At 42.0% G+C, this 26402-nt stretch carries 25 protein-coding genes and 1 pseudogene; 4 read left to right on the forward strand and 22 right to left on the reverse strand.

Features of this window, described 5'->3' with window-relative positions; genetic code table 11:
* Positions 1-94 precede the first annotated feature (94 nt).
* The 16 genes from FHS45_RS06195 to FHS45_RS06270 all read right to left on the reverse strand — a co-directional run bounded on the left by FHS45_RS06195 (position 95) and on the right by FHS45_RS06270 (position 17194).
* Complete coding sequence (locus tag FHS45_RS06195; protein ID WP_062446103.1) at positions 95-2128, reverse strand: catalase; 2034 nt, start codon at positions 2126-2128, stop codon at positions 95-97.
* A 111-nt stretch (positions 2129-2239) separates the two neighbouring features.
* Positions 2240-3019 carry an SDR family oxidoreductase gene (locus tag FHS45_RS06200; RefSeq protein ID WP_082412070.1) on the reverse strand — a complete coding sequence of 260 codons (780 nt, stop codon included), beginning with the start codon at positions 3017-3019 and terminating at the stop codon, positions 2240-2242.
* 14 nt (positions 3020-3033) lie between these two features.
* The gene (locus FHS45_RS06205) at positions 3034-4572 is read right to left on the reverse strand and encodes an FAD-dependent oxidoreductase (protein ID WP_062446107.1); all 1539 of its coding nucleotides are present in this window, start codon (positions 4570-4572) and stop codon (positions 3034-3036) included.
* Between the two features lie 62 nt (positions 4573-4634).
* The gene (locus FHS45_RS06210) at positions 4635-5630 is read right to left on the reverse strand and encodes an LLM class flavin-dependent oxidoreductase (protein WP_062446109.1); all 996 of its coding nucleotides are present in this window, start codon (positions 5628-5630) and stop codon (positions 4635-4637) included.
* Between the two features lie 32 nt (positions 5631-5662).
* On the reverse strand, positions 5663-6043 hold the full coding sequence (locus tag FHS45_RS06215; protein WP_062446111.1) for a PadR family transcriptional regulator: 381 nt from the start codon (positions 6041-6043) through the stop codon (positions 5663-5665).
* A 331-nt stretch (positions 6044-6374) separates the two neighbouring features.
* The gene (locus FHS45_RS06220) at positions 6375-8357 is read right to left on the reverse strand and encodes a S9 family peptidase (protein WP_062446113.1); all 1983 of its coding nucleotides are present in this window, start codon (positions 8355-8357) and stop codon (positions 6375-6377) included.
* Between the two features lie 168 nt (positions 8358-8525).
* Positions 8526-9521: a zinc-binding dehydrogenase gene (locus FHS45_RS06225; RefSeq protein WP_062446115.1), complete on the reverse strand. Its 996-nt coding sequence runs from the start codon at positions 9519-9521 to the stop codon at positions 8526-8528.
* A complete protein-coding gene (locus FHS45_RS06230; RefSeq protein WP_062446117.1) occupies positions 9521-10474 on the reverse strand; it encodes an ArsA family ATPase in 954 nt (317 codons plus the stop codon). Before FHS45_RS06230 ends, FHS45_RS06225 begins: the two co-directional genes overlap by 1 nt.
* A gap of 24 nt (positions 10475-10498) precedes the next feature.
* Positions 10499-10765 carry a cory-CC-star protein gene (locus FHS45_RS06235; protein ID WP_062446119.1) on the reverse strand — a complete coding sequence of 89 codons (267 nt, stop codon included), beginning with the start codon at positions 10763-10765 and terminating at the stop codon, positions 10499-10501.
* A 13-nt stretch (positions 10766-10778) separates the two neighbouring features.
* On the reverse strand, positions 10779-11072 hold the full coding sequence (locus FHS45_RS06240; RefSeq protein WP_062446120.1) for a hypothetical protein: 294 nt from the start codon (positions 11070-11072) through the stop codon (positions 10779-10781).
* Between the two features lie 143 nt (positions 11073-11215).
* The gene (locus FHS45_RS06245) at positions 11216-12955 is read right to left on the reverse strand and encodes a carbon starvation CstA family protein (protein WP_062446122.1); all 1740 of its coding nucleotides are present in this window, start codon (positions 12953-12955) and stop codon (positions 11216-11218) included.
* Positions 12956-13135: 180 nt separating this feature from the next.
* Positions 13136-13939: a 3D domain-containing protein gene (locus FHS45_RS06250; RefSeq protein ID WP_062446124.1), complete on the reverse strand. Its 804-nt coding sequence runs from the start codon at positions 13937-13939 to the stop codon at positions 13136-13138.
* Positions 13940-14164: 225 nt separating this feature from the next.
* On the reverse strand, positions 14165-15781 hold the full coding sequence (locus tag FHS45_RS06255) for an ABC-F family ATP-binding cassette domain-containing protein (protein ID WP_062446126.1): 1617 nt from the start codon (positions 15779-15781) through the stop codon (positions 14165-14167).
* A 141-nt stretch (positions 15782-15922) separates the two neighbouring features.
* Positions 15923-16126: a cold-shock protein gene (locus tag FHS45_RS06260; protein WP_062446128.1), complete on the reverse strand. Its 204-nt coding sequence runs from the start codon at positions 16124-16126 to the stop codon at positions 15923-15925.
* A 95-nt stretch (positions 16127-16221) separates the two neighbouring features.
* Positions 16222-16422: a cold-shock protein gene (locus FHS45_RS06265; RefSeq protein WP_062446130.1), complete on the reverse strand. Its 201-nt coding sequence runs from the start codon at positions 16420-16422 to the stop codon at positions 16222-16224.
* A gap of 250 nt (positions 16423-16672) precedes the next feature.
* On the reverse strand, positions 16673-17194 hold the full coding sequence (locus FHS45_RS06270; RefSeq protein WP_062446132.1) for a superoxide dismutase family protein: 522 nt from the start codon (positions 17192-17194) through the stop codon (positions 16673-16675).
* A gap of 153 nt (positions 17195-17347) precedes the next feature.
* On the opposite strand from FHS45_RS06270, the gene FHS45_RS06275 reads away from it, so the two are divergent.
* On the forward strand, positions 17348-18097 hold the full coding sequence (locus FHS45_RS06275; RefSeq protein ID WP_062446134.1) for a SurA N-terminal domain-containing protein: 750 nt from the start codon (positions 17348-17350) through the stop codon (positions 18095-18097).
* Positions 18098-18132: 35 nt separating this feature from the next.
* Here the strand turns inward: FHS45_RS06275 and FHS45_RS06280 are convergent, their stop codons facing one another.
* The 3 genes from FHS45_RS06280 to FHS45_RS06290 all read right to left on the reverse strand — a co-directional run bounded on the left by FHS45_RS06280 (position 18133) and on the right by FHS45_RS06290 (position 23760).
* Positions 18133-21774 carry a dynamin family protein gene (locus tag FHS45_RS06280; protein WP_062446135.1) on the reverse strand — a complete coding sequence of 1214 codons (3642 nt, stop codon included), beginning with the start codon at positions 21772-21774 and terminating at the stop codon, positions 18133-18135.
* Positions 21775-21887: 113 nt separating this feature from the next.
* Positions 21888-22775, reverse strand: coding sequence for a gamma-glutamylcyclotransferase family protein (locus FHS45_RS06285; RefSeq protein WP_062446137.1), 888 nt, complete (start codon positions 22773-22775; stop codon positions 21888-21890).
* Positions 22768-23760, reverse strand: a complete 993-nt coding sequence (locus FHS45_RS06290; RefSeq protein ID WP_062446139.1) for a P1 family peptidase — start codon at positions 23758-23760, stop codon at positions 22768-22770. The genes FHS45_RS06285 and FHS45_RS06290 overlap by 8 nt, the downstream gene beginning before the upstream one ends.
* A gap of 94 nt (positions 23761-23854) precedes the next feature.
* Here FHS45_RS06290 and FHS45_RS06295 point away from each other — a divergent pair, with 94 nt between their 5' ends.
* Complete coding sequence (locus FHS45_RS06295) at positions 23855-24094, forward strand: transcriptional regulator SplA domain-containing protein (RefSeq protein ID WP_062446141.1); 240 nt, start codon at positions 23855-23857, stop codon at positions 24092-24094.
* A gap of 72 nt (positions 24095-24166) precedes the next feature.
* Positions 24167-24442, forward strand: coding sequence for an acylphosphatase (locus FHS45_RS06300; RefSeq protein ID WP_062446143.1), 276 nt, complete (start codon positions 24167-24169; stop codon positions 24440-24442).
* A 75-nt stretch (positions 24443-24517) separates the two neighbouring features.
* On the opposite strand, the pseudogene FHS45_RS20520 reads toward FHS45_RS06300, so the two are convergent.
* The 3 genes and pseudogenes from FHS45_RS20520 to FHS45_RS06310 all read right to left on the reverse strand — a co-directional run.
* Positions 24518-24622: pseudogene (locus FHS45_RS20520) on the reverse strand (oxidoreductase); the annotation flags it as partial.
* A 156-nt stretch (positions 24623-24778) separates the two neighbouring features.
* Positions 24779-25015 (reverse strand): indolepyruvate ferredoxin oxidoreductase subunit alpha, encoded by a 237-nt coding sequence (locus tag FHS45_RS06305; RefSeq protein ID WP_062446145.1) that lies wholly within the window; start codon positions 25013-25015, stop codon positions 24779-24781.
* A gap of 129 nt (positions 25016-25144) precedes the next feature.
* Complete coding sequence (locus FHS45_RS06310; RefSeq protein ID WP_062446147.1) at positions 25145-25723, reverse strand: histidine phosphatase family protein; 579 nt, start codon at positions 25721-25723, stop codon at positions 25145-25147.
* 279 nt (positions 25724-26002) lie between these two features.
* Here FHS45_RS06310 and FHS45_RS06315 point away from each other — a divergent pair, with 279 nt between their 5' ends.
* Positions 26003-26377 (forward strand): hypothetical protein, encoded by a 375-nt coding sequence (locus FHS45_RS06315; protein WP_062446149.1) that lies wholly within the window; start codon positions 26003-26005, stop codon positions 26375-26377.
* The last annotated feature ends 25 nt before the right edge of the window (positions 26378-26402 follow it).

The raw sequence follows: 26402 nt of genomic DNA on the forward strand, positions 1-26402 counted from the left end.
ATAAGTACAGTTAGTTTGTTCCACACTCTTTGCTTATATGTAAAAGGAGAATAAACAAGAGGGAGGATCCCCCTCCCTCTCTTCTGCACAAAATTTATACGATTTCACGGTCCCAATGACGGTGCTCAGCGATAGCTGCGACAAATTCTTTCACATAAGATTTCAGGTCGTCATTGATGACAACACCTAGACCATCATCAATTCCAGCTTTCTTCAGCAAATCGACACCTTCATGAGTAGCACCGATTGGCTTATAGTGAGCAAGTGCTTCTTTCAGGAAGTATAAAGCATCCTGTTGGAACTTTTTATCCATAGACTTGCTACCTGCAGCGTATAGTGCATCAAATAAAACGGACTCACCAGTCAGGAACGTATGGTCAGCTTCCAGTTCTTCTCCATCTGTACCTTTGATTGTTCCAAGTTTATTACTGATGATTTCCGGTTCTACTTCTGCTTTTTTCAAAGCCTCAATTACTGAAGTGACTTCTTGGCCATTGAAACCTTCCGCTACAATAACACCTACTTTCCGTGTGTGTGGTAGCTTGTTTGTGTTTTCCTGGCTTAAAGCAGGAGAAGCCTTCGTGACGTTCGACCCTCCCTCTTTCGGAACTTCGACACCTACGTTCTCAGCAACTTCCTGGGCCAATTCCAGACTTACATTAGCGAACATATCAACCACTTGCTGCTGGATATCTTCGCTGGACAGCTTACCCAGTTCAAAACTGAAAGCCTCCTTGATATGTTCTTTTTCCGGGTCGCTCATACTGTTCCAAAATAAAGTGGCCTGGGAGAAATGATCCTTGAAACTGTCACTTCGCTTACGGACTTTCCTTCCTTCCACTTTTTCCTGGTAATGCTCGAAACCTCCCTCTTCGGGAGATGATGTTGCCGGAGTATTATCAGCCATCGAGTTTTTGTGATAAGCTACCGGACCTTTATTAATCGTCATACGATTATAGCCATCCCGTTGATTATTATGGAACGGACAGACAGGACGGTTGATCGGAAGCTCATGGAAGTTCGGGCCGCCGAGGCGGATTAACTGTGTATCCGTGTAAGAGAACAGTCGACCTTGCAGCAATGGATCGTTAGTGAAGTCGATACCAGGTACTACATGGCCAGGGTGGAATGCTACCTGTTCGGTTTCAGCAAATACGTTATCGACATTTCGGTTCAACGTCATTTTTCCGATCTTTTTAACAGGTACGTCTTCTTCCGGCCAAAGCTTAGTAGGATCCAATACATCAAAATCAAAATTGAATTCATCTTCCTCTTTGATAATTTGGACACCTAGTTCAAACTCTGGGTAATCTCCATTTTCAATAGCGTCATATAGGTCTCCGCGATGGAAATCAGGATCTTTACCGGAAATCTTTTGCGCTTCATCCCAGACAAGCGAATGGGTACCCAATACCGGCTTCCAATGCCACTTGATAAAATGCGCTTCTCCTTTGTCATTGACGAAACGGAATGTATGCACACCGAATCCTTCCATCATACGGAAACTTCTAGGGATCGCACGGTCAGACATCGCCCACATCACCATATGTGCGGATTCCTGGTTATTTGCTATGAAGTCCCAGAATGTGTCATGGGCGCTCGCCCCTTGTGGCATTTCATTATGTGGTTCTGGCTTTAACGCATGGACTAAATCAGGGAATTTGATAGCATCTTGAATGAAGAAGACAGGAATGTTATTTCCTACAAGGTCAAAGTTTCCTTCTTCCGTATAGAATTTCGTAGCAAAGCCGCGGGCATCTCGAACTGTTTCCGCAGAACCTTTAGAGCCTTGCACCGTTGAAAAACGTACAAATACTGGTGTTTTTTTAGATGGATCCTGTAAGAAATCAGCTTTTGTATAATCTTTCATTGATTCATACGGCTGGAACTCCCCATGGGCTGCGAAACCACGGGCATGGACAATACGTTCCGGAATTCGTTCATGGTCAAAATGTGTCATCTTTTCACGGAAATGAAAGTCTTCCATTAACGTGGGCCCACGTTCGCCAGCCTTTAAAGAGAATTCGTCTTCGGAAACCTTTGTGCCTTGGTTGGTAGTCATTTTTTTATCACGGTCATCGGTACGAAACTCTTCTATTTGTTTATTTTTACGATTTTCATTACTCATGTATAATTTCCTCCTTTTTTATGGTATGTAAATGCTTTCCTGTAACCATCTTCCCTTGGTAACAATTAGTAAAACATTTGTCGAAAAAAAGAGTACTCCTTGTTGAGTACTCTAGCGTAACAGTGACTCTGCACCATCTATATAAACCTCTGTACCTGTGATATGGTTCGAATGCTCTGATGCTAAAAAATATACAAGATCCGCCACCTGTTCTGGAGAACCAGGCTTATGTTCCAGGGGCTGTCCCCCTTCTGGAAATTCAACTGGAATATCTACTTTTTCCAAACTCTTTTCCTTTTCCGTATTCTGATCGATATTAGTATCGATAGCACCTGGGCAGATAGCATTCACACGAATTTGATAGCGAGCAAGCTCAAGTGCTGCCATTTTCATAAAAGCTACCTGCCCTGCTTTTGAAGTCGCATAAGCTGACATACCAATTCCCGAGAATGTGCGATTGCCATTTATTGAACTGGTAATAATAATGCTTCCTCCCGATTCTTTCATATAAGGGATGGAGTGCTTCACAAATAAGAAACTGCTTTTTAGGTTGGTATGAATGGTTTGTTCCCAATCGTCTGTTTCCATATCTTCAATGGGGGCAAACGTTCCATTGATACCGGCATTGTCAAAAACGACATCTATTCTTCCCCAGTGAGTATGCACATCAGCAAGACCTTCTTTTACACGCGTCTCATCCGAGACGTCGATATCGTAAACTGCTGCCTGCCCTCCAGCTGAAATAATTTTGTCTTGTACTTCTTTTGCCCTGTTCTCCTTTACATCCATTAGAGCGACTGCATAACCTTCTTCTGCCAGTTTAATAGCGGCTGCTTTTCCGATACCGGATCCTGCTCCAGTAACAACAGCTGTTCTCAATTCAGATTTCATAGACACCATCCCATCTATTTTTTATTGTCATTTGATAATTTCTCAAGCGGCCTAGTCGCAGGGCCTTCAATCACATTGCCTTCTACCGTAAAGCGGGAACCATGGCAGGGACAATCCCAGGACCTTTCACTGTTATTCCAAGCCAAATCGCACCCCATATGAGTACAAGTGGTATCTACCAGGCTGACTTTTCCAGAATTATCTTTATACGCACCTGCCCGTTTGCCATCCACCTTTACGATGGCTCCTTCATCAAAGTTAAGATCTCGCAAATTCTTTTTACCTTTCGTAGGCAATTTACCTTTTACGAACTCTTTTGCCACATCCGCATTTTCTTTGGTAAAACTCTTCAACCCGGCACTTTTATGAAACCTGGAAGGGGAAAATAACTCCTCGAATGGATTTTTACGTTCTGTAATCAGGTCATGGATGACATCAGCTGCAATCGTCCCCTGCGTCATTCCCCATTTGGCAAAGCCGGTCGCAACATAAATGTTTGGATTATTAGAAGTAATGTATCCAATGTAAGGTACAAGGTCCAGTGTACTCATATCCTGGGAAGACCAGCGATAAGGAATATCCTGAATGGTGTAGTATTCATTTGTAAAGTCTGCGAGATTGTTGTAATGCTGCCATGTATCTTCACTCTGCCCGCTTGTATGACCTTCTCCCCCCACTAGAAGCAGTGATTCACCATTTGTACCACGTGCCTTTCTTATGGAGCGTTTAGGTTCCTCTACATTCAAATACATGCCTTCCGGTACAGGTTGTTCTATTTTAAAAGCAACCGAATAAGACCTTTCCACATGAAGTCTGGAGAAATAAAGACCGTCGAAATCTTTGAAGGGAAAATGAGTAGCAACGACAACATAATTCGAAGTAATCGTTTGACCCTCTGCCGTGATAATTTTTGGCTTGTCTCCTTTTTCAATATCGACAGCCCGCGTATCTTCATAGATGCTGACTTGATTTTCCCTCAGATAATCCATGAGAGAAAGCAGGTATTTAACTGGATGGAATTGAGCCTGGTGATGCATTTGGATAGCTCCAGTTACGGGGAAAGGCAAATCAATATCGCTAGTCATCTTCCCGTCAATTCCCAGCTTTTCATATACTTCTGCTTCCTTTTCTATTAATTTTTCAGCTTTTTCTGTTTCCCCAAATACAATAGCATCCTGGTAAGAAAAATCGCAGTCCATCTGATGTACCTCAATATTTTTCTCAATTGCCTGCAGAGCAGCCATATTCGCCTGGTAATATAGCTTCGCTTTCTCCTCCCCTATTGTTTTCTGCAACTGTTGGTATATCAAACCGTGCTGTGCAGAGAGTTTGGCGGTCGTATAGCCAGTAGTTCCTTCTAAAACTCGGCCGGCTTCTACAATCGTAACTCTGAATCCTGATTGAACCAGCCGATAGGCAGCGGTAATTCCAGCGATTCCAGAACCGACGACGGTAACATCAGTTGAAATATCCTCTTCCAGTGGGGGGAAACTCTCTATTGGCAAGTCTCTCCAAAGAGATGACGGGGTATGTGGTATCTGTCGTTCTCCCATAAATAATATGCCCTCCTAAAATATCATTATAGGTACATACCCACGTGGAGGAATTTCATGCATCATTCAAAGTTGATAGCTGCAAGTAATTCATAGGATTTTAGCTTAGCTTCAAAATCGTATATATTCGTTATAACTAAAAATTCTTCTGTTTGATACATTTCCTGCAACTGCAATAGTTCTCTTTTTACTGTATCTTGAGAACCGACGATCATACGCTTACGATTCTTTTTAATTTTTTCAATCTCTTTAAGCGTGAACGTATGTCTTTTCACTTCTTCTACGGGTGGCACCCTCGTATCCAGTCCTTTTTCCACTTGCAGCAGCCACATATCCAGGCTTAAGGCCAATTGTTCTGCCTCTTCATCAGTTCTAGCACAGACAACAAAAACACAGACATTGGTACGTGGGGATTCTAACAGGTAGTTGGACTTAAAATATGTGGTGTAGGTTTCTATGGCCTCTTCCCCATGGCTTGGATCGATGAAGTGGCCAAATGTGAAACCTGTTCCATTATTGGCAGCATGCCGAGCACCCCTCGATGACAGGCCGAGGACCCACATTTCCGGGTTTCCGCCAGTATTAGGTGTTGCTTTTACGCCAAACGATGGATGATCTTTCGGTATATCACCTTGTAGAAAGTGCTGCAGCTCTTCCACTTGCCTGGGAAAAGCACTTAATGTTTTATTAACCCCGTCTGTTAATGCCATGCGGGTCTTTTGGGAGCCACCGGGAGACCTTCCCAAACCCAGATCAATGCGTTCAGGAAAGAGTGCTTCTAGCATCTTGAAGTTTTCCGCCACCTTCAAAGGACTGTACTGAGGCAATAGTACGCCACCCGAACCTACGCGGATATGATCGGTAACTGATGCAATTCTGGTAATCATGATTTCCGGTGAGGAACTCGCCAGACCGTTAGTATTATGATGCTCGGCCATCCAATATCGGAAATAGCCTAATTCTTCGGCTTTTTTCGCTAATCTGAGACTATTTTTCAATGTATCTTCTGCAGTAAAACCTTTGGAAATCGGTGCCTGGTCCAGAACACTTAGCAGCATAAAGCTGACGCTCCCTTATCATCGATGTAAGTTTATTTATATATTTCTTTCATAATCTTATTCAGTATGTCTAGCTGCTCTTCAAATAACAATTTGTATCGTTTCTTTAACACATCAAATTCTTCTTTCCCTTTATCAGTAAGCGAATACCAATAGACTTTCTGCCGTTTACGATCATGAGATTTATAATCTTCCTTTCTCGATAACAAACCTTCTTCAGTCATCTCATGTAACGTATCCAGCAAAGTAGATGGAGCCGGTATCCAATTTGTAGTAAGCTTTTTAAATTCTTTCTTGAATTGTTCACTGATCATTGGAGGATGGACTTGCAGCAGGTGCATAATATAAAACTTTGTAAACTGCGCGGCAGTCATGTTTAATGCAAACTTCTTTGGATTATTTTTATGTGACATTTCTACACCTCTCCCCATCTATTGATAATTCTTTCCTCTATTACTAGATTTACCTTCTATTTTACAATACAATAGGCCTTATGTGTCTATATCAGCGTCTGTAGAAAACTCCCATGAAAGAAAAAATTAAATTTCTAATTAAATAAATGCCCATAATACTTGCTTTATAGAAGCGGGATTTGTAAGCTTGTTGCTAATGATGTTTTTATATCAGTTCGGAGTTGCTACTAAGTTTTAAGTGGAATTAAATGGAGTTTGACTTTAATGAGGGTTAAAGTAACGTCCAATCAGGACGTAAAAAAAGCCGGGAACTCCGGCTTCTTTTGTATTCTTATAATTTTTCTTCGAACCAACGGAGCAAATGCTGCAACCGTTCCAGACGTAACGATGGCTTCCCCGTTCTCGATAAATTATGGTCCGCTTCTGGAATCCGGACAAATTCTGTGTCTTTCTCCTGTCGTTTCAAAGCGATAAATAATTGTTCTGCCTGTTCGATCGGACACCTTAAATCCTGTTCACTATGGATTATCAAGAGAGGTGTTTCTATCTCGTCCACATAGGCAAGGGGTGAATGCTCCCACAATTTCTTAATATTGCGGAGATCCGCTTGGATTTGCCATTCACTGAAGTAATAACCGATATCACTCACCCCGTAAAAACTGATCCAGTTGGAAATACTCCGCTGCGTGACCGCTGCTTTGAATCGGTCAGTATGTCCGACAATCCAGTTGGTCATAAACCCGCCATAACTTCCTCCGGTCAAGCCCAGCCGCTGTTCATCAATAAACTCATATTTCTCCAGCAGGTGGTCGAGCCCATTCATGACATCCATATAATCATTACCGCCGTAGTCTCCTCTCACGGCATCGACAAATTCCTGATGATAACTATGCGATCCCCGCGGATTAATGTAAGCTACTACATAGCCCTGGGATGCCAGCCATTGCATTTCATGAAAAAAAGTATTGCCATACATCGCATGTGGTCCACCGTGAACTTGATAAATCAACGGATAACGTTCCGTTTCATCAAACTCAATCGGTTTCATCAGCCATCCATGCACATCCCAACTGTCAACACTCCGGTAGACGAATTCTTCTGGCTCTGAAATCTTCACCTGGCTCAGCCATTCCTCATGATATTTTGTCAGTTTCTGTTTCTCCTGTTGACTGAGCTCATAAACGTAAAGCTCCCCTGGCTCCGTAGACGTTGCCACAGTAGCTGCCACCTTATCTGATCTCACATCAAAGCCATAGATATGCTGCTGGCCGTCCCAGATTTGCTTGATATTACCCGAGTCATTTCCTTCATAAAGAGCAACGTTACCATATTCACTGACAGGAAAATAAAAGGTTTCTTCATTTCCCCATTGGACACCCGGCATCCTAGCTCCCTGTAGTATGTCACCTGACATATAATCTCCTACGGGAAAATCGAGATCCTTCGTCGCATTTAATGTCTCTTCGCTTTCTTTATCATAGACGAGGATATCAGGGTGGGAAGCATTTTTATAAACTTGCCCATGAAAAACGAAGGCAAACTTCTTTCCATCCGGAGACCACTCCCCGTCGGTTACAAACCCTTTATCGGTTTCTATAATCTTGCTGGTTTTTGACTCTAAATCGTATAAAACCAGATCACTGTCAAACGAAAAATCCTTATTCTCCGCTTCATCAGCTGTATACATTAAACACTTACCATCCGGAGACCAAGCCAGGAGACCATAATCATGCCCCGGTTTAGTAATGTGTTCGATTTCCTCTGTTTCTAAATCAATGATCCCTATTTGCTCGTATTCCTCAGAAAGAATGCCTGCGCCATCACCCTTATATTTCATCCTGCTAATCACTTTGACTTCAGGCTTGGTTTCATTGGGTTCCTGTTCTTCATCCGCTTTTCTGTCAAAGGATTCATCCGGCTTTAAAGCGCCTTGAAATGCGATACGTTTACCGTCTGGAGACCATTCAAATTCACTAACCCCATTAGTACAGTTTGTTACTTGTTTTGCTTCCCCTCCCGCTAAAGGGATGACAAAAAGTTGACTGGCTTTGTTTCTTGTAGAAAGAAATGCAAGATGGTCCCCTTTTGGAGACCATATGGGCTGTATGTCTTTTTGTTCCCCATAGGTCCATTGAGTCACCTGTTCACTCGTATTATCATAATAGAACAAATTAGATATGTATGTATCTTTATCTTTCTCCAAATTCGTTTTAACGAAAATAATACCTTTCCCATCCGGTGACCACTTCGGATCGGTGATAGATTGGATGTTGAAAATATCTTCCTTCGTGACTGCACGTTTAACGTCTGACATCGTTCTCCTCCTTTTGACCTGTTACTGCTTCCCCTGTAATATTGATGCTTCCTTCTTATTATTACAAATTTTCTCATATTATTGTCATTTTCGAGTTATTCTCTTATATTGTTACAAAAACCGACACAAATAACCCCCATGACTAATGCAATAGCCATGGGGGTTATATTATTTTTCAATAATGAATCCGATTTTACCGAAATTTTTAGTGTCACGGAGATATTCAAAAGCTTCCTTGAATTCTGCCAGCTGAAACATCCTGTCGACCTCTGGTTTAATATCGTGCCTGGCGATAAAAGAAAGCATGGCCTTGAATTCTTCTGCACTCCCCATCGTCGATCCTAGTAAATTATATTGACCGTAAAAGAACTTCCGAATGTCGATCTCCACTTCATCTTCTGTGGTGGCACCAAAGGTTACAACGGTTCCTCCTTTACGGACAGCTACGAGTGATTTATCAAACGTGGCGCGCCCGATACTTTCCACTACAAGATCTACTTGTTCATCTTTCAACGCTTCGTTCCAATCTGTTTGCGTAGGGATGGCACGATCAGCTCCAAGTTCTTTGGCGGCATCCAGCTTTTCCTCGCTTCTCGAGGTTACAATGACACGTGCTCCCAGCGCTTTAGCAAATTTCAATGCAAATGTCAGGACTCCACTCCCTATACCAGGAAGAAGCACCGTATCTCCCTCTTTCACTTTTCCGCGTGTGAAGATTACACGATAAGCCGTCAAGGCAGCCAGGGGAAGAACTCCAGCTTCCTCCCAGGAAAGATGGGCAGGCTTAGACTCGACATGATCGCTTGGGACTACCACATATTCTCCGAAGGTTCCATGATCCGGAAAGCCCATAATCTCAAACCCTTCCGGCGGAGCATCGCTATTTTCTTTCCACCCGAGACCAGGGTTGATGACAACCTCATCACCAACTTGAACATCGGTTACTCCCTGTCCCACTTCAGCAATTATACCCGCTCCATCAGAACCCAGTACCAATGCCGGCTGATCCGGTTTATGCCTTGAAGTCACAGCTATGTCCCTGCGATTCAATCCCGCTGTTTTCAATTTTACTTTAACCTTACCAGGTGCAGGGCCCACTTCCTCCATGTCCTGATAGGATAGTCCTTCTAGTCCTTCTTTGCCTTGATGAATAATTGCTTTCATTATTTCGATTCCTCCTTGATACTTTGCTGGATATGATCAGCGAATATTTTCAACTTTTCCATATCGGATACATCCTCTTCGAATAAAGGGACTTTGATTAATTCCTGTTTAGAAAAAGTACCTTCAATTTGTTTTAAGTAGTTGAGTTCCTGTTTTCTTCGTTTGGCTAGAAATTCTCCATCCGCGTGGTCCGGCAATACCTTATTGACAACCAGTGTCCGGACGTGCAGGTGGTATTTATCCAGCTGCCTGATAGCCTGCTCTGTTTCAAGAATTGGCAGTCGTTCGGGATTCAAAACGAAAACAAATCCTGTCCTGCTTCCATCCAGGATGATTTCCCGGACGCTCGCAAACTTATTCTTCCTTTTTTGCAGTATTTCATAGATAGGGTCTTCCACCGGTTCGCCGTCATTCAGCAACTGTGTATAATTATCATTGATTTTTTTCCTTCGTTCCAGCATCCCATCAATCCAGACACTCATCAATTCCGGAAGTGTCAGTAGACGAATGGTGTGACCTGTCGGTGCTGTATCAAAAATGATTTTATCAAACTGATCGGCTTCTTCGAGAATAATTGAAATCAGCCGATCGAATAATGCAGCTTCATCAGCTCCTGGTGAAGCACTTGCCATATCTATCTGCCTATGGACCTCTTCCACCATCCGGGATTTAACCAGCCCCTGCAGGTTATCTTTTACCCCTTCAATATACCGTTTCGATTCTCTTTCCGGATCGACTTCAATGCCCCAGAGATTTTCAGTCAGTTTTGTTTTTTCGTGTTTGATTTTTTTATGAAAAATATCCCCGAGATTGTGAGCAGGGTCCGTGGATACAATCAATGTCCGGTGACCAGAATCAGCCAATGCCAGTGCAAAAGCAGCGGAGGTCGTCGATTTACCGACTCCTCCCTTTCCCCCTATGAATACTATTTTTTTATTGACCAGGTTACTCATCCAGAACGACCCTTTCCTAAATAATTAACAGCAGCGGATGCCATCAAGGGGAGACTTCTCCATCCCCATCCGCAAATGCCAATCGTGGAATTTTTCGATGATATACGGGTAAAGTTCGAGTGTATAATAAAAAGCAGGATTCGGTATGCCGAGCATGTCGGAATAGACAAGCAAAAGGAATAGGTCATCCTCATCCCTGAGCTCTCTGGCAACCTCGTTTTTGTGAGGAAGACTGAGGATCTCGTCATACAACTCGAAGAGACGCTTTAACGAAAACTTCTTGTCTGTCATACATGCCGCCTCCCTAGCTAAATAGCCTTTCTTTAATCAGTGTATCATAATTGTTTGAATCTCTAAGGTATTTACCATCGATAAAGATCGCATTGAATTTGATATGGAGGAAGAAGTGGGACAATCCTTCCAGCCAGGATATATTCCCTTTATTCGCCTGAGTAATGAAATAACCGGCAATGGATAACAGGTTTCGCGGGTCAAGAAAATTGATATTCACTTGATCGCCATAGTCAATCAATATCTGCCGGTATATGCGTCCCATCTCTATTCTGTCCTGTTCATGATGCTTGAAATCCTCACTCATGGTGATGAGCCCGTCATCACTGATTCCACCGCATCAGCCCCCGCCTATTAGCTTTTCCGCCCGGATGATAATGATATCGACCATATGAACACCTCCTTGAAAGGGGAAAAGCCGCACCAGTGAGCGCGGCTTTTTTATAATTATTAGGCACTTCTTTCAATTCGATCTTTCTTTCCTTTAGCGATAGCTGAAAAAGCCGTCAGTAGAATCCAGAATGTGAATATCAGGATGATTGCACCGAATGTGAATAACAGCCAGTCGCTTCCTTCTGTCCAGGGAGCCCATTGCGTGAACACCTGGGTAACCATGGCCCATAAGGTCATAAACATCAGGAAGACCATCGGTATAATCGTAGGCAGATAGTTCCTTCCCAGACGCTTCAGCCAGATGGATATTAATAGAAGACTGATTCCTGCCAACAGCTGATTGGAAGTACCAAACAACGGCCATAACAGGTAACCCCCAGAACCGAAACCATTGGGACCTTCCGGAATCAAAGTGAGGGCAGCACTGGATGCGACTGCGATTGTAGTCGCCACGTGTGTCTTCGTAATCGGCTTAATGTTATATTCTGTGCCTAGTTCCGCAATGATATAACGCATTAATCGGACGGAAGAGTCAAGGGTAGTTGCAGCAAAACTTACAACGATAACAGAAACGATTGTAGCAGCTACTCCCGCTGGAATGCCGAGACCTGCTGCCAATTGACCTGCACCCTGGATGAAGACACCTAAGCCTGCTCCACTTGCTGCAGCAAATCCACTATAGGTATCTAGGAATTCCCCGGATGTAGGGAAGAAAGTGACGACCGCAATAATCGCGACCAGGGCAAGCGCACCTTCTCCGACAGAGCCCAGGTAACCTACGAAACGAGCATCTGTTTCTTTATCCAATTGTTTAGAAGATGTCCCGGATGAAACCAGACCGTGGAATCCTGAAATGGCACCACAGGCAATAGTTATAAATAACAGCGGGAACCAGGAGACATCATTCGCCTGGCTGTTAGTCACAGGAGCCGTGATTTCCGGGTTAGTGAACAACAAGCCCAGGTAAAGCAAGCCCAAACCGACGATCAACTGATGGGAGTTGATGTAATCCCTTGGCTGCAAAAGCTTCCAAACAGGGAGCGTAGAAGCAATATATACATAAACCATCAATACAACGATCCAGACTAAAAACGCCATCGAAGTAGCATTCATTCCAAATAGAGTAGTTGCCCCTTCTCCTCCGAAATACCGGACGAGATCGATTTGCAGCGCTGGAACATAGCTTGCCACGATCGCTGCCAAATACATGACCGCCAGTGCAACTATTGAAGGCAATAGCATACTTCCTTTTCGCTTGTAGACACTGTAACCAATCCATATTGCTAATGGAATTTGGATGAATACAGATAGTACGCTAGCCGGGAATGAAATGAACAAGTTCGCAATAACCCAGGCAAATACAGCGTTGACCATCAATACTAACAATAAAATGATGAATAAGAACAAGATTTTCGCACGTTGGCCGATAAGTTTATTTGCCAATGTACCGATAGATTGCCCTTTATTTCTTACAGATAGCACCAATGTACCAAAGTCATGGACACCTGCAGCGAAGACAGTACCTAGTAATACCCATACCAATGCCGGCAGCCAGCCCCAGTAGACAGCGATTGCCGGTCCGACAATCGGTGCTGCTCCTGCTACGGACGTAAAATGATGTCCCCATAATACAAATTTGTTGGTTGGTACAAAATCCACGCCATCTTTATATTGATGGGCTGGTGTTGTATAGTTCGGGTCCAACCGGTAGATTTTCTCGGCGATGAACTTGGAATAATATTTATATCCAAGAAAAAATATGATACCGCCGATAAGCGCTAACCATATACCACTCATATTACCCCTCCTCTGATGTCATGTAAGCAATATCTGTATCCGCTTACACGCACTCTAATTATACTATGTTAGGTTTCTATCAATCAATATAGTTGACTGACTTATCTAATAATTCCTTTTTTTAAAAATATAAGATAAACCAAAAAAAGACCGCCTCTAAAGAGGCAGCCTTTCAATCTATTAGTCTAAGATAGTAACTTCTACGTTTTGCACCCCGAACTCAAGGGCATCTGAACGTTCAGGCATGAAGATATCGATTTTATTACCTTTGATGGCACCGCCAACATCTCCTGCTACTGCTCTTCCATAACCTTCTACATAAACTTCAGAACCTAGAGGAATTACATTCGGATCGACTGCGATGACTTTTTTGTCAGGGTTTGCGTTTAAGTCGATGCCGGTCGCCGTAACTCCGGAGCAACCTGTACAATTAGCCGTATAAGCTGTTGCACTTACATTTATAGTTTGACCTTCAGCAGATTGAGACGTTTGTTCTGTACTGCTGTCTTCTTCAGCTGATTCATTGCTGCTTGTCTGTTCAGGCGCTGAATCGTTGCCGCTTGTCTGCTCAGTTTCTGTTGTGCTTTCCTCTTCAACTGCACCTTTCAAGCTAAGTTGATCTCCAGGGTAAATTGTCGTAGTTGAGATTTGGTTCCACTTCTTAAGCTCGTTTACTGAAACGCCATGATCTTGCGAAATTCCCCAAAGTGTGTCGCCGGATTTAACAGTATAATAATCGGCACTTGATACGGCCGGAGTACCTTCTTCATTAGATACAGTCAATTTATCGTCAGGATAAATGGTATTAGATTTTAAGTTATTTAGATCTTTCAATGTTTCGACCGTCAGATTATACTCTTGGGAGATTCCCCAAAGCGTGTCGCCTTTATTCACCACATAATCTCCGTCGTGTGCCTGTGCTTGTACTGCTAGCCCACCAGAGATTGTGGTTACGGCTGCTAATGATACTACTGTTTTCTTCACAGGAAAACCTCCTTAAAAATTTGGATTAATTTTGCTTACAAACCCTAATTTAACATATGAGGAATAAATGTTAAGAACAAAACAGTAACATTTATATTTCAGTAATAACATTAATATCTCAATAAGATTACAACGGCAAATAAAGCGATTACAATGTCGAATTAGGCAAAAAAATAGTGTTATTGCGATATCGCAATAACACTATTTTGAATTTTAACATTCAATTTATTGTAAAGCTTTTAATTTTTGTTCTACTTTTGCATCTTGAATATACTCGTCATAACTCATTTCCTCATCCACGATGCCGTTTGGTGTCAATTCGATAATGCGATTTGCAATTGTTTGGATAAATTGATGGTCATGGGAAGAGAACAATATCGAACCTTTGAATTTGATCAGACCATTATTCAATGCAGTAATGGACTCCAAGTCCAGATGGTTCGTCGGTTCATCAAGAATTAACACATTGGCACCACTCAACATCATTTTAGACAGCATACACCTTACTTTTTCGCCCCCGGACAGGACACTTGCCTTTTTCAGAGCTTCTTCTCCTGAAAACAACATACGTCCAAGGAAACCACGGAGGAAAGTTTCTGTTTCATCTTCTGGTGAATATTGACGCAGCCATTCTACAAGGGAAAGGTCACAGCCCTCAAAATATTTCGAGTTGTCCTTTGGAAAGTAGCTTTGGCTTGTGGTAATTCCCCATTTATAAGAGCCCTCGTCAGGTTCCATTTCCCCGGCTAATATTTGGAACAGCGTCGTTTTCGCAATTTCGTTACTGCCGACAAATGCTACTTTATCATTTCTATTAAGTGTGAAACTGACGTTATTCAACACCTTTTCACCATCTATCGTTTTAGATAGTCCATCTACCACCAGAAGATCATTACCGATTTCCCTCTCAGCGTTGAAAGCGATATATGGATATCTTCTTGATGAAGGCTGAATATCATCCAAGGTGATTTTCTCCAACAGTTTCTTCCTTGAAGTCGCTTGCTTTGATTTGGAAGCATTCGCACTGAACCTGGCAATGAATTCCTTTAATTCATTGATTTTCTCTTCTTTCTTTTTATTCTGTTCTGCAGCCATTTTTTGAGCCAGTTGACTGGATTCATACCAGAAATCATAATTCCCTACATATATCTGAATTTTACCAAAGTCCAAATCAGCAATATGAGTACAAACATTATTGAGGAAATGTCGGTCATGGGAAACGACAATAACCGTATTTTCAAAATTGATCAAGAAATCCTCAAGCCACTGGATTGCTTTGATATCCAGATGGTTTGTCGGCTCATCTAACAGAAGAACATCAGGGTTTCCGAATAATGCCTGCGCAAGCAGCACTTTAACTTTGTCAGACCCACTGAGATCCTTCAGCAATTTACCATGAAGTTCTTCTCCAATGCCCAATCCTTTCAATAAACGTGCTGCATCGGATTCTGCTTCCCAACCATTCATTTCAGCGAATTCGCCTTCAAGTTCAGCCGCCTTGATGCCATCCTCCTCTGAAAAATCAGCTTTCATATAGATGGCGTTTTTCTCCTCCATCACCTCATAAAGACGCGTGTGTCCCATAATTACTACCTGCAGCACTTCATAGTCATCATATTCGAAGTGGTTCTGTTTCAATACAGCCATCCGCTGTCCAGGTTTCATAGACACGTCCCCTGTCTGCGCTTCGATTTCCCCGCTTAAGATTTTTAAAAAGGTCGACTTCCCGGCTCCGTTGGCCCCAATCAGGCCATAGCAGTTGCCAGGTGTGAATTTTATATTTACGTCTTCGAATAATTTCTGGTCACCGAACCGAAGACTGACATTTTGTACATTAATCATTCAGGAATCCTCCATATTTCAAAATTTATATCAGAAGAATTATATCATTCTTATGCTTAAGAAGATATAACTGTAAGCAAAACTCCTAAGGAAAGCAGTATGAAAAAGCCACGCTGGTGCACAGCGTGGCTTTTCTGCAGCTTATTTATAATAAATACTATTATTATCTACCACTTGCAGCACTTTCGAAGACTTGCTCATTTCACTTTTGCAAATCGGACAGGTAGGAGTTTCTTCTATTTTGAAGTTATCTCTCATCCAGCAGTTACAATCCTCAGAGTTGCAAACCCAAATCTTTGTTTCTTCTTTAATTACTTCTTCTTGATTTTTCTTTCCGAATGCCATTGTTAACCTACCTCCTTTGAAAAATGGGAACCTATGTAAAAGAGACTGACTTTCCATAAAGCCAGTCCCTTTCAGTTCATATGTTTGTACTGCTATTATAGTTTAACTACATTTGCAGCTTGTGGTCCACGGTTGCCTTCAGTAATTTCAAACTCAACTGCCTGGCCTTCTTCAAGCGTCTTGAAGCCTTCACCTTGGATTGCACTGAAATGTACGAATACGTCGTCTTCACCTTGTACTTCGATGAAACCGAAACCTTTTTCTGCGTTAAACCATTTTACTGTACCATTTTTCATTCTTTTGGTCCTCCAATGTTTCTTAAAAATTAATATGGACTTCATAAAAAATCACATATTATAAAAAGTACCAACAACTCGTTGATCACTCTTTGTAACAGGTGACTTTTGGATCTTCCATTCATTTACAACTTTCAGCTTTTAAAGAATGAAAGTATGTACCTATATTACTATAGTGAGAAATTTTTGTCAAGTTTAACTCCTTACCACCCCCGCTTCTTCCATTTTATGCAATTCACTCCATTTTTATTCACACTTTCTGAATTACTCCGCATGCCAGCCGTTTACCAGCATCTCCTGCTGGCTGGCTCTGATAATCATCAGGACTTTCATGGATAATGACTGCCTTGCCGATGACATCATCAACTTTAAAACGACTGGTGAAAAACATCATTCTTGCAAACCCCTCATTAGAAAAAAGCACAGGAAAATCACCTGCATGATTGCCATGGGGCTGGTTATCCGGGTTCCAATGACCTCCCGCCGCTTGAAAAGGATCACTTTCATCTCCGATTTGACAACTGCCATTTTCATGGATATGAAAGCCATGAGGGCCTACTTGCTTTTTTCCATTTTCACCTGGCTGGTATTCAGGAAGCCCTTGCACCTGTATAAACACCTCAACTCCATACGGGAGTTCATAAAAATAGACATCTCCTGTTAACCCTTCGGCCAATGGACCTCCCTGAATTCTGGCTCTTGCCTGTTTTGGCTGTTGCCTGAAAGGGGCTGGGTAGTAATTTACCTGAGCAGGATATCCATAATTGTACACGTCTCTCACCTCTCCTTCTGTTTCTTAATCAACCTATTCATATCATGGGTATATTATGCATCCTCCCCCTTACAGCACCTTTGTTTACAACCCGAAGCTGCTGTGCTAAACTCCTGTTATATTTTTCATCACGTTCAACAAAGGAGAGATTAGATGCATAGGAAGGTATGGACGATGATTCTTGGACTTGTGTTGGTCTTTGTTCTCGCTGCCTGCAGCGGAGAAGACGATCAGTCTGCTCAAAATGACAGCCAAAAAGAAAACCAAACGGAAGAAAATCAAGAGACAGCTGAAGAAGAGGATCAAGATGTTCCCGACCCGGTTGCCGTAGTCAATGGAGAGGAAATATCTAAAGAGCAATTCACTAACCAGTATAATGCCATGAAACAACAATACGAGGGCATGGGAGTGAATGTTGAAAAAAATAAAGAACAACTACAGGAAAGCATCGTCAACTCTTTAGTAGATTCAGAGCTGTTAGTACAATATGCAAAGCAGGCAGGCATTAACGTGGATGATCAGGAAGTAGAAAAGCAATACGAAGAAATTAAAGGCCAAATAGAGTCCGAAGAACAAATGCAGGAATTCCTGGAAGTGAATAATATGTCTTCTGAAGAAGAACTTAAACCTCGTATAAAAGAACAGTTACAGGTCGAAAAGTATGTAGAAGAACAAACCGATCAAGCGGAAGTCACTGATCAGGAGCTTCAGGAAGAGTATGATAAAATGGTCGGACAGATGGAAGAACAGGCAGAACAATCAGATCAAGAACAGGAGATCCCTTCATTCGAGGAAGCCAAGCCTCAGTTAGAGGAACAATTAAAACAGACGAAAGAACAAGAGCAAATTACAGAACTGGTAAAGAAACTGCGTGATGACAGCGAGGTAAAAATCAATATATAAATAGAAAAGACGCCTGGAGAATCAGGCGTCTTTTCTTATACAAACTGAGCCAGTGTATTGTTTTTTGTTTTAAGGGCATCGATGTCAATTGGATGTTCAAGGTTATAATTCAAACCATCATAGTATTCGCTAATTTCTTCTGTTTTTATTGTTTCATATCTCTCAACGATTTCTTTCCATTGCTTCCTATATTTATCTTGAATATCCTCTTCAGCCTGTTGTAGCTGGGCTTTTATGATTGGGTCGACAGCTTCTTTCAATTCTTCCTTCACCAGCTCTTTTTCATTCTGTTCGAAGAACTTTTTGGTCCCTTTAAATTTCTGCAAAATAGATTTTGTCTGTTCCCCATCAAAGGCAATCTTGAAGTCAAATGCTGGATGTTCAAGGCTCTGTGAATCAATATCACCTAATTCGAAATTATCACGTATTTCCTGCAAATGGCGCTCCAAATCCTGATTCATTTGCATCAGGGAGTCATTAAGGAATGCTTCTACCCTTAATGAAACTGCCCGTAATTCCTGGTTGAATTCATAGGTCACTTCCTGCTCCAATGCTTTCGAGGCCATTTCCAGCTGGGTTTTAGCTTCTTTTCCGCTCCCTTTTATTGTTGCTGGATTAAAATGATGTTTGAAGTAATCATTAAAATTTAGTAAGAGTCGCTGATGGATGTAATATACTTGTTTTTCAATTTTTTGAGTAATCATCGTTTCATACTGACGGTAGTTGAAAGCGTCTAGCGTGTCCAGCATCGAAGATTTTTCTGCTTTATTTCTTTCTACTTTCTTCTGCCGTGCTTCCTGATCGAGGCTTGCATCGTCAATGATAGCTTCCATCCGGCTTTTCGTACGGGCAAAATCATGGTGGATGGAACGGATCAATACCTGCGGCAGCTCTTTTTCAATGAAGGTATAGAAACGCTTTTCAAATTCCGGGAAGCCATCCCTTGCTTCAGCAAGCATTTCTTCTTCATCCAAATCTTCGCGTAAGGCATAGAGACTTGATACTGGAAAGATTTGCGGATTTCTGATCTGGAAACGCAGCAATTGTTCTTTCATATATTCAAGAACTCCAGCAAGTTCTTTCTCGGAACGTGCCAGATCAGCCGCATTAATAAGAAAGAACATTTTATCCATACTGAATGCATCTTTGACACGCCCCAACTGGGTTAGAAAGCTTTCATCCGCTTTTGAAAATGGATGGTTATAATAAGTGATAAATAGCACAGCATCTGCACTGCGAATATATTCAAATGCAACATCTGTATGTCTGGCATTGACGGAATCAGCCCCCGGCGTATCAACGAGTGTAATTCCTTTTCGGGTCAATGGACAGTCATAATGAACCTGCATCCATTCCACAAAACAAGACTTCTTCTCATCGGCAACATAAGCGGGAAACTCATCTAAACCAATCTTCAACTGTGCTCCAAGGTTATCAGAAGCTTCCTTATACCCATCCAGTACCGCTTCCACAAACGACCGCTGCTTATGCGCCAGTTGTTTAAACTCGTTACTCTTTACTTCTTCAAGCTGATCTAATATTGCTGGCAACTCCCGCTCTTCAATACCAAGGAAACTTGTGATGGAAGTCAGATCCTCTATCATTTGAGCTTCTGTTTTCACCTTTACGATAATACTTCCATGCTCATATTTTTCATTTGGCGGAGCGATCTTATTGATTGTAGCGGTCGTTGGGTTCGGTGAAACCGGCAATAATTTTTCCTTAATCAAAGCATTAGCGAACGAGGATTTTCCGGCACTGAAGGCCCCAAACAACGCCACTGTGAACTTTTGCTGCTTCAAACGAGTGCCCTTTTCATCAAGCTGAAGCGTCAACTCTTTAAAGCCAGGCGTTTTTTCTACTGTTTCTATAACCTGGTCAATGGCTCGTAATGTCGCCTTCTTATCAATATTATCGTGTTCAGGTAATTCGACTTCATCAGTCTGGATTACAGTCTCCTCTTCCTGATGATTCTTTTCTTCATCAGGAACCCAAGCATCAAGAAAGCGGATATTATCCTCTCTTTCTTTTAATAGAACCTGGATTCGTTGGTTTAGTCCCGATGCAGGGGTCTTTTCGGTAAAGGCGTGCCACAATTCAGCTCGATAGCTTTCAATCTTATTTTCTATATCTTCTAATTCTTTTTGGTACTGTTCCAGTTGGCCGAAGGATTGTTTTACATCATCATATCCATGGATTTTCTCACTGGCATCATCCCGGATTGCCTGCTTAATTTCCTCCCATAACCCCTTCACAAAAGATTTATAAGTTCGCTTTACGTCATCTGCCACTTTATCCGTGTATACCAGCACATAGGTATTGGTAACCTTAGCCCCTGGATCGATCAAATCTTCTAACGCCTGTTTGGAATAATCGACCGATAATTTTTGAATACGTTCGGTAACCTGTGAACCTGCGACAGGATAAGCTTCCACTACTTCCAATAAGCGATCACGTAAGGGCCAGCGAAGGTTTTTTTCCACTACCTTCATCAGGTGGGAATAGAAGATTTCTTCCCTTTGTTCCCGTTCTTCTTCTGTTTTCTTCTTCGTGAACATCAATCCCACTTTGAAGCCTGGCTGCATAGCCTCTAAATAACGTTCTGCATCTTCTCTTAATGTTGTCGGCATCAAATAAGCATTCTTGAAAAGAGATAATACCCGTTCCTGATAAAGTGCTTCTGCTTCTTCGTCACGATTCTCTAAGCGCTGGATTTCACTTTGAACCTGTTCCCTCTTTTCATCAGGCGTCGTGGATTGCAAATCTTCCATTTTCTCTAACAGCTCTTCTTTTTTGTCCTCGAAGTCTGAAGCAACTTCGTCGACGCTTTCCTCTAGGATCAGGGATGCACTCCTGGTTATGCTTGCTTCCCGTTCTTCTGCAGATATTTCCGTCACTGTTTTTACATGGCTTTTTAACATGGACAGCTCATTAATCGCCAACTCAGGTGACATCAATGTGGTATAGAATATCTTGTCAGGGGTCAACTGCCAGTTTTCAAGAGCCTCACTTACACTGGCTTGAAATTCAGGAAAGGGTAATTCACTTTCCTGATGCTTATCAACCTGGTTAACTATAATGGAAAAAGGAAGACCTTTTTTCTGCATTTCCTGTAAAAAGGTCAGATTCACTTCTGATTGGACATGATTATAATCCATTACATAATACATATAATCCATTAAATGAAGGGAAGATTCGGTGATAACCCTATCCGCGTCATTGGTAGAATCCACGCCCGGGGTGTCAATCATCGTGACATGGGAAGAAAGATTGGCATCCTTCTGACTTATTTCTAAAGAAACGATTTCGTCCCCATCCTTACATAGTGACTGGATTGTTTCCATATCCGGTTTTCCTTCATATTGGGCTGGGCGACCATCCCGGTAAAACACACGTGTGTAATTCTCCCCAGACTGAAGTTTGACGACATTAGCACTCGTCGGTATTGGGCTGGAGGGAAGAATTTCTTCTTCCAGGAGGGTATTGATCATGGTTGATTTACCAGCAGAAAAATGTCCGGCAAAACCGATCATCACCTGCTGCCGCTCCCATTTATCAATCAAATCAAGCACTTTTTCCGCTTGCCTGTCATTACCTTGTTTATTCAATTCATGATATAACCCACTTAACGATTGTGCTTCTTTCGTAAGCTGACTGCTTTTTGTAGTTACATTCATGTACGGGACTCCTTTATATCCGGCAAATAATTTCTCTATTCCTTATTCTTGTTATACATTGTAGCAGGAGCTAAGCTTTATGGGTAGTGTTCCCTACACTTAAGAGTTGTTTCTTATTTCTTTTTTTGACTATCGATATATTCTTTGAACCCTTCTACTCCGAATTTCTCGCCAAATAGCCCTTCAAGTCGCTGCATATAGTCATTTGATAGTAAAGATGACGCCCCCCTATGAATTTCCTCGGCGTAATGAAAAGGCGGAGTGAGCTCTTGCTTTTTCTCCAGAACATAAAAGGTGAGTACATTCTTTAAAAGCTTATCACCCAACTGCACATCTACGATCGTGGGGCGATAATGACCAGCGTTGACCCCTTCCCTTTTGAACAAATAGTCGACTGCATCAAGAGGGACCTGGTATAACACTCCTTCGACATTGTCATCTGCTTCGATAATATCCGCCCTGCCGCCGTCATGAAGATGGAGAGAGAATAAAAGACGGTAACCTTTAAGGACTCCACGTCCGAGTTTTTGATGGAAATAATGATCAATCCCTGCCAATTTGAACCGTTCTGCATCCATGCACGAACCATAGGCGAAATAAACTACTTCATCCTGTTTCAGCAATTCATGTACTTTCCAGTCTCCGTATTCAATTTCAGCTACTGCCATTTCTTTTCTGTCCGGTGATAGATAATAGACGTAGGCTTGAAATTCCCCATCATCTGTCTTTACTTCTTTGATTTTTCGGTCATATAAGTTGTCCTTTCCGTCTCCTTGGAAACCCTCTAGTTCGTCAATGGTCTCCATCATCTCATCCGTTACTTTATATAGCTCACCGTAAACAAATGCCTCCTCATCCACTAATACAGGATAATAACTTGGACCTTCATATAGTTTGCCAGTCGTACTAGCCTGTTCTGAAATCAGCACAGCCTCTTCCAGATGAAAAGCGTTCGGCTGGTTTTTTCGCAATGTTCCATAGACAAATAAATAGTTATTCATGTTGCTTCTTCCTCCTTAGCCAAAACTCCTGATGACCCATCATTCCATAAGCTGTTTCAGCCTTAGTGACTCCCCGTATCACAGCACGTTCAACGACTTTCGCAGCAAGCATTCCAATCGTATTAAGATCTGCTTCAACCTCGCCTGTGGACAGGACAAATATAGTATCTCCGTCCACAAGCGTATGAGACGGCCTCATCGTCCTGGCAAACCCGTCATGAGCAATTGCTGCGATTTTATTTGCCTGCGACTTTGACAGCTTGGCATTTGTCATAATGACTCCGATTGAAGTGTTGCCGGAAAACCTGTCAGCCTTTCCGCTCATGATTTGCTCTAATAATATATTTTCGGTAGAAAGTAATGTTAAACATTCTTTATCATAAACTCCTGCCATCAGCTTGCCATCCTGTGGGGAGACAATATCTCCGAAACTGTTAACTGCTACCATGGCACCTATTTGTACATCAGCCGCTTGAAGGGCATAACTGCCCAGGCCGCTTTTCATAGCATGGTCAGAGCCCAATATTTTTCCAATCGAGGCACCTGTACCTGCTCCGGCGTTACCTTCCCTTATTCCTTGAGTTTGATAGGCATGCTTGCATGCTTCATAACCCATTTGAAGATCAGGACGGCTGCTGTGATCCCCAACATGAAGATCGAAGAGAATGGCACCAGGTACGATTGGCACTTTACCTACCCCCGTATCGAACCCTATATCCTTTTCTTCCAAAAACGCCATCACCCCTGACCCGGCAGCAAGTCCGTAAGCGCTCCCCCCTGCTAAAAACACGGCATGGACGCTTTCAACAAGGTTCTCCGGACGTAAGAGATCCGTTTCACGGGTACCAGGTGCGCCACCACGGACATCCACTCCGCCCACAGCTCCACGTTCACACAAGACGACTGAACATCCAGTTGCTGCTGTCTTATCATCCGCATGTCCTATCCGGAAACCCTTCAGAGAAAAGATATCAATTTCTTTCATTAGCCTATTCCCCTCCTTTAACCCATTACATATTTACAGGTTAACGAAACACACTAGGAAAATAAACTATTTTTGTCATACAGGAGGTATACCTATGGATTATATGCTCGACCCACACGAAGCTAAAGATGGTACTGATGTCTTTGTCATCATGAAGGATATACATAACCCGGCAAATTGGGAAGTCACATCAGGGAAAATTATTCAATCTCCGTCTTTGCCCGACACAAAAACGATATGGTTACAGAATAGTTATTGTAAGTTGGATGACAACCATGTATTATTTAGAACCGAACAAGAGGCGAGACACTATTATGAAGAATTATTTAACTAAGCAGACTTATAGAAAATTCGCCTATGTTATGGTATAAAGAATGCAAAACGAGAAGCAATAAGGGGGTAAATGATGGCGATAGCACACATTATCGTACACGGACGAGTACAAGGGGTCGGATTCAGATTTTCTGCTCAACAAGTAGCAGCTGAACATAATATAAGTGGATGGGTCAAAAATAATCCAGATGGTACAGTTGAAATAGAAGCAGAAGGCGAGAAGCATAACCTGGATCGTTTTATGGAAGATATACAAAATGGTCCTAGTCCTTATGCAAAAGTCGAGCACATGGATATTACTACAGAAAATAAAGAAAAAGGCTATAAGAAATTCCAAATAAAAGGATAGCCGCTGTCATGCAAACAGCGGCTATCCTTTCGTTGAATTCTAAGGAATTCACACCTCTAATAGAAGTTGAATGTCTTACTTGTTACCTTGTGATGGTCGTACAACTACTTCGTTAACATTGACATAATCAGGCTGTGATACAGCGTAAGTGACTGCCCGGGCTATATCCTCCGGTTCTAACGGCTCTGTCTAATCTGATACCCTGTTCAAATCACAGGTATTCCTCTCACCGGAAAATTTTTAACAAAAGAAAAGAACGAAACCCAAATGGATTTCGCTCTTTTATCTGTGTTCTTTTACCAATGTCATAAGCAGTCTATCTTTACTTATATTAGTTTATTTATCAAAGAACTTTCGATTGATTTCGATATAGTCCTTCTCTTCTTCCGGTACTTCATCTTCCATATAGATTGCTTCTACCGGGCAGACAGCCTCGCAGGCGCCGCAATCGATGCAAATGTTTGGATCGATATAAAACATATCTTCCCCTTCATCTATGCAATCGACTGGACAAACATCCACGCATTCAGCCGCTTTTTCATCTTTACATGGCGAAGTAATAACAAAAGCCAAAGTGAATCTCCTCCTTTTATGTTAGTAAAGTTTCTATTTGTTATTTATAAGGATGTGATGAATGTCACTCCCTATAATATCTATTAGATACCCTCTTATTTAATTCCTGCTTGTTTGACAGAAAAATAATCATTCTGTGTTTTGCGGATGAGCAAGAGGGTCTTTCCATATCCGTTCTACGGTATATTCTCCCCCTTGTTTTTGGACGAGGAAGACATCCGGATTACTAATTTCCTTCCATTGTTCGAAGCCAATTTCTACATCAAACGACTGCAAGAGCAAAGCCATTAAGTTACCATGTGTGATGAGAGCGATGCCTTGGTGATTTTCGTCCCGCTCTATTTCCTTTAGCAAGTCAAGGACGCGGGATTTGGCCTCGTTGGAGGACTCTCCACCCGGCATTTTAAAATCCAAATCTTCAAAAGTTTTTTCTAAGTAATCGAGAAAATCATCTAAAGGTTCCTTACTCAAAATCCGTTCCTGGAGACGGTCGTCTATTTCTATCGTCAACCCTTTTTGGGCTGCGAAAGGTTTGATGGTTTCAACAGCACGAAAAAAAGGACTGGATATTACCCTATCTATTTCAGGGGCAGACTGATTCAGAAAATGAGCAAGTGTCTGCGATTGCCTGATACCTTTTTTAGTAAGGGGGGAATCATGGTGCTGGCCTTCTGTCGCACTATGGCGGATTAGATATAATTTCTTCACCTACGACCATCTCCTCGTCTTATGGGTTTACTCCATTATGGACGAATATAGTCCCTATGGCAAGATGACCTGCTACGTCTCTTCCTTTGATAGCTGACTATAGGATATACCAGATGCGTCTCCCATGGGCTTATCAGTTTTATAATGCCGCTCATCTTCTAATGTAAAGTATTACTAAAATCGCCCACCTCTTATAAATATAAAACATCACCTGGGACAGAAAGAATATTTCTAAACAGTTCCATAGCCTCATATAAATAGGAGAAAAGGAGGGATTAAATGGGAATAAAATTGATAAAGATTTCAACGATTTATTTTTTGATAGGGGTAGCGCTTGGTTATGGTATGTCCATTTCTCATATTTATGCGCTTTCTCCTGTCCATGTCCATATCAACCTGCTTGGCTGGACGGCATTGACTTTAGCAGGTATCGTTTATTATTTATTTCCAGGAGCAGGCAACTCAAAGCTTGGCAAATGGCATTTCTGGCTGCATAATCTGGGACTGCCGATCATGATGGGCTCACTCGCAGTCATGATTGTCACTAAAAATGAAGCATTAGCAGCAAGTACTGCTGTAGGAGCAAGCCTGGTGATGATCAGTGTGGTATTATTTACTATTAATATCTGGAAAAACGTCAAACCAAAAAACTAGACAGCAAATGCTGTCTAGCTTTTTA

The sequence above is a fragment of the Thalassobacillus devorans genome, from assembly GCF_011761345.1.
Classification (GTDB): Bacteria; Bacillota; Bacilli; order Bacillales; family Halobacillaceae; genus Thalassobacillus; species Thalassobacillus devorans.

Coding starts and splice junctions, on each gene's coding strand:
- FHS45_RS06215 (WP_062446111.1), bottom strand. CDS start 6,043: ATGTCACATAAAAATAATCCAAAGAAGTTTGCATTAAACATGACTGCC.
- FHS45_RS06290 (WP_062446139.1), bottom strand. CDS start 23,760: ATGAAAGAAATTGATATCTTTTCTCTGAAGGGTTTCCGGATAGGACAT.
- FHS45_RS06240 (WP_062446120.1), bottom strand. CDS start 11,072: ATGAGTGAGGATTTCAAGCATCATGAACAGGACAGAATAGAGATGGGA.
- FHS45_RS06225 (WP_062446115.1), bottom strand. CDS start 9,521: ATGAAAGCAATTATTCATCAAGGCAAAGAAGGACTAGAAGGACTATCC.
- FHS45_RS06260 (WP_062446128.1), bottom strand. CDS start 16,126: ATGGCATTCGGAAAGAAAAATCAAGAAGAAGTAATTAAAGAAGAAACA.
- FHS45_RS06245 (WP_062446122.1), bottom strand. CDS start 12,955: ATGAGTGGTATATGGTTAGCGCTTATCGGCGGTATCATATTTTTTCTT.
- FHS45_RS06315 (WP_062446149.1), top strand. CDS start 26,003: ATGGGAATAAAATTGATAAAGATTTCAACGATTTATTTTTTGATAGGG.
- FHS45_RS06195 (WP_062446103.1), bottom strand. CDS start 2,128: ATGAGTAATGAAAATCGTAAAAATAAACAAATAGAAGAGTTTCGTACC.
- FHS45_RS06210 (WP_062446109.1), bottom strand. CDS start 5,630: ATGCTGCTAAGTGTTCTGGACCAGGCACCGATTTCCAAAGGTTTTACT.
- FHS45_RS06275 (WP_062446134.1), top strand. CDS start 17,348: ATGCATAGGAAGGTATGGACGATGATTCTTGGACTTGTGTTGGTCTTT.
- FHS45_RS06255 (WP_062446126.1), bottom strand. CDS start 15,781: ATGATTAATGTACAAAATGTCAGTCTTCGGTTCGGTGACCAGAAATTA.
- FHS45_RS06230 (WP_062446117.1), bottom strand. CDS start 10,474: ATGAGTAACCTGGTCAATAAAAAAATAGTATTCATAGGGGGAAAGGGA.
- FHS45_RS06235 (WP_062446119.1), bottom strand. CDS start 10,765: ATGACAGACAAGAAGTTTTCGTTAAAGCGTCTCTTCGAGTTGTATGAC.
- FHS45_RS06200 (WP_082412070.1), bottom strand. CDS start 3,019: ATGAAATCTGAATTGAGAACAGCTGTTGTTACTGGAGCAGGATCCGGT.
- FHS45_RS06220 (WP_062446113.1), bottom strand. CDS start 8,357: ATGTCAGACGTTAAACGTGCAGTCACGAAGGAAGATATTTTCAACATC.
- FHS45_RS06300 (WP_062446143.1), top strand. CDS start 24,167: ATGGCGATAGCACACATTATCGTACACGGACGAGTACAAGGGGTCGGA.
- FHS45_RS06265 (WP_062446130.1), bottom strand. CDS start 16,422: ATGAAAAATGGTACAGTAAAATGGTTTAACGCAGAAAAAGGTTTCGGT.
- FHS45_RS06285 (WP_062446137.1), bottom strand. CDS start 22,775: ATGAATAACTATTTATTTGTCTATGGAACATTGCGAAAAAACCAGCCG.
- FHS45_RS06280 (WP_062446135.1), bottom strand. CDS start 21,774: ATGAATGTAACTACAAAAAGCAGTCAGCTTACGAAAGAAGCACAATCG.
- FHS45_RS06295 (WP_062446141.1), top strand. CDS start 23,855: ATGGATTATATGCTCGACCCACACGAAGCTAAAGATGGTACTGATGTC.
- FHS45_RS06205 (WP_062446107.1), bottom strand. CDS start 4,572: ATGGGAGAACGACAGATACCACATACCCCGTCATCTCTTTGGAGAGAC.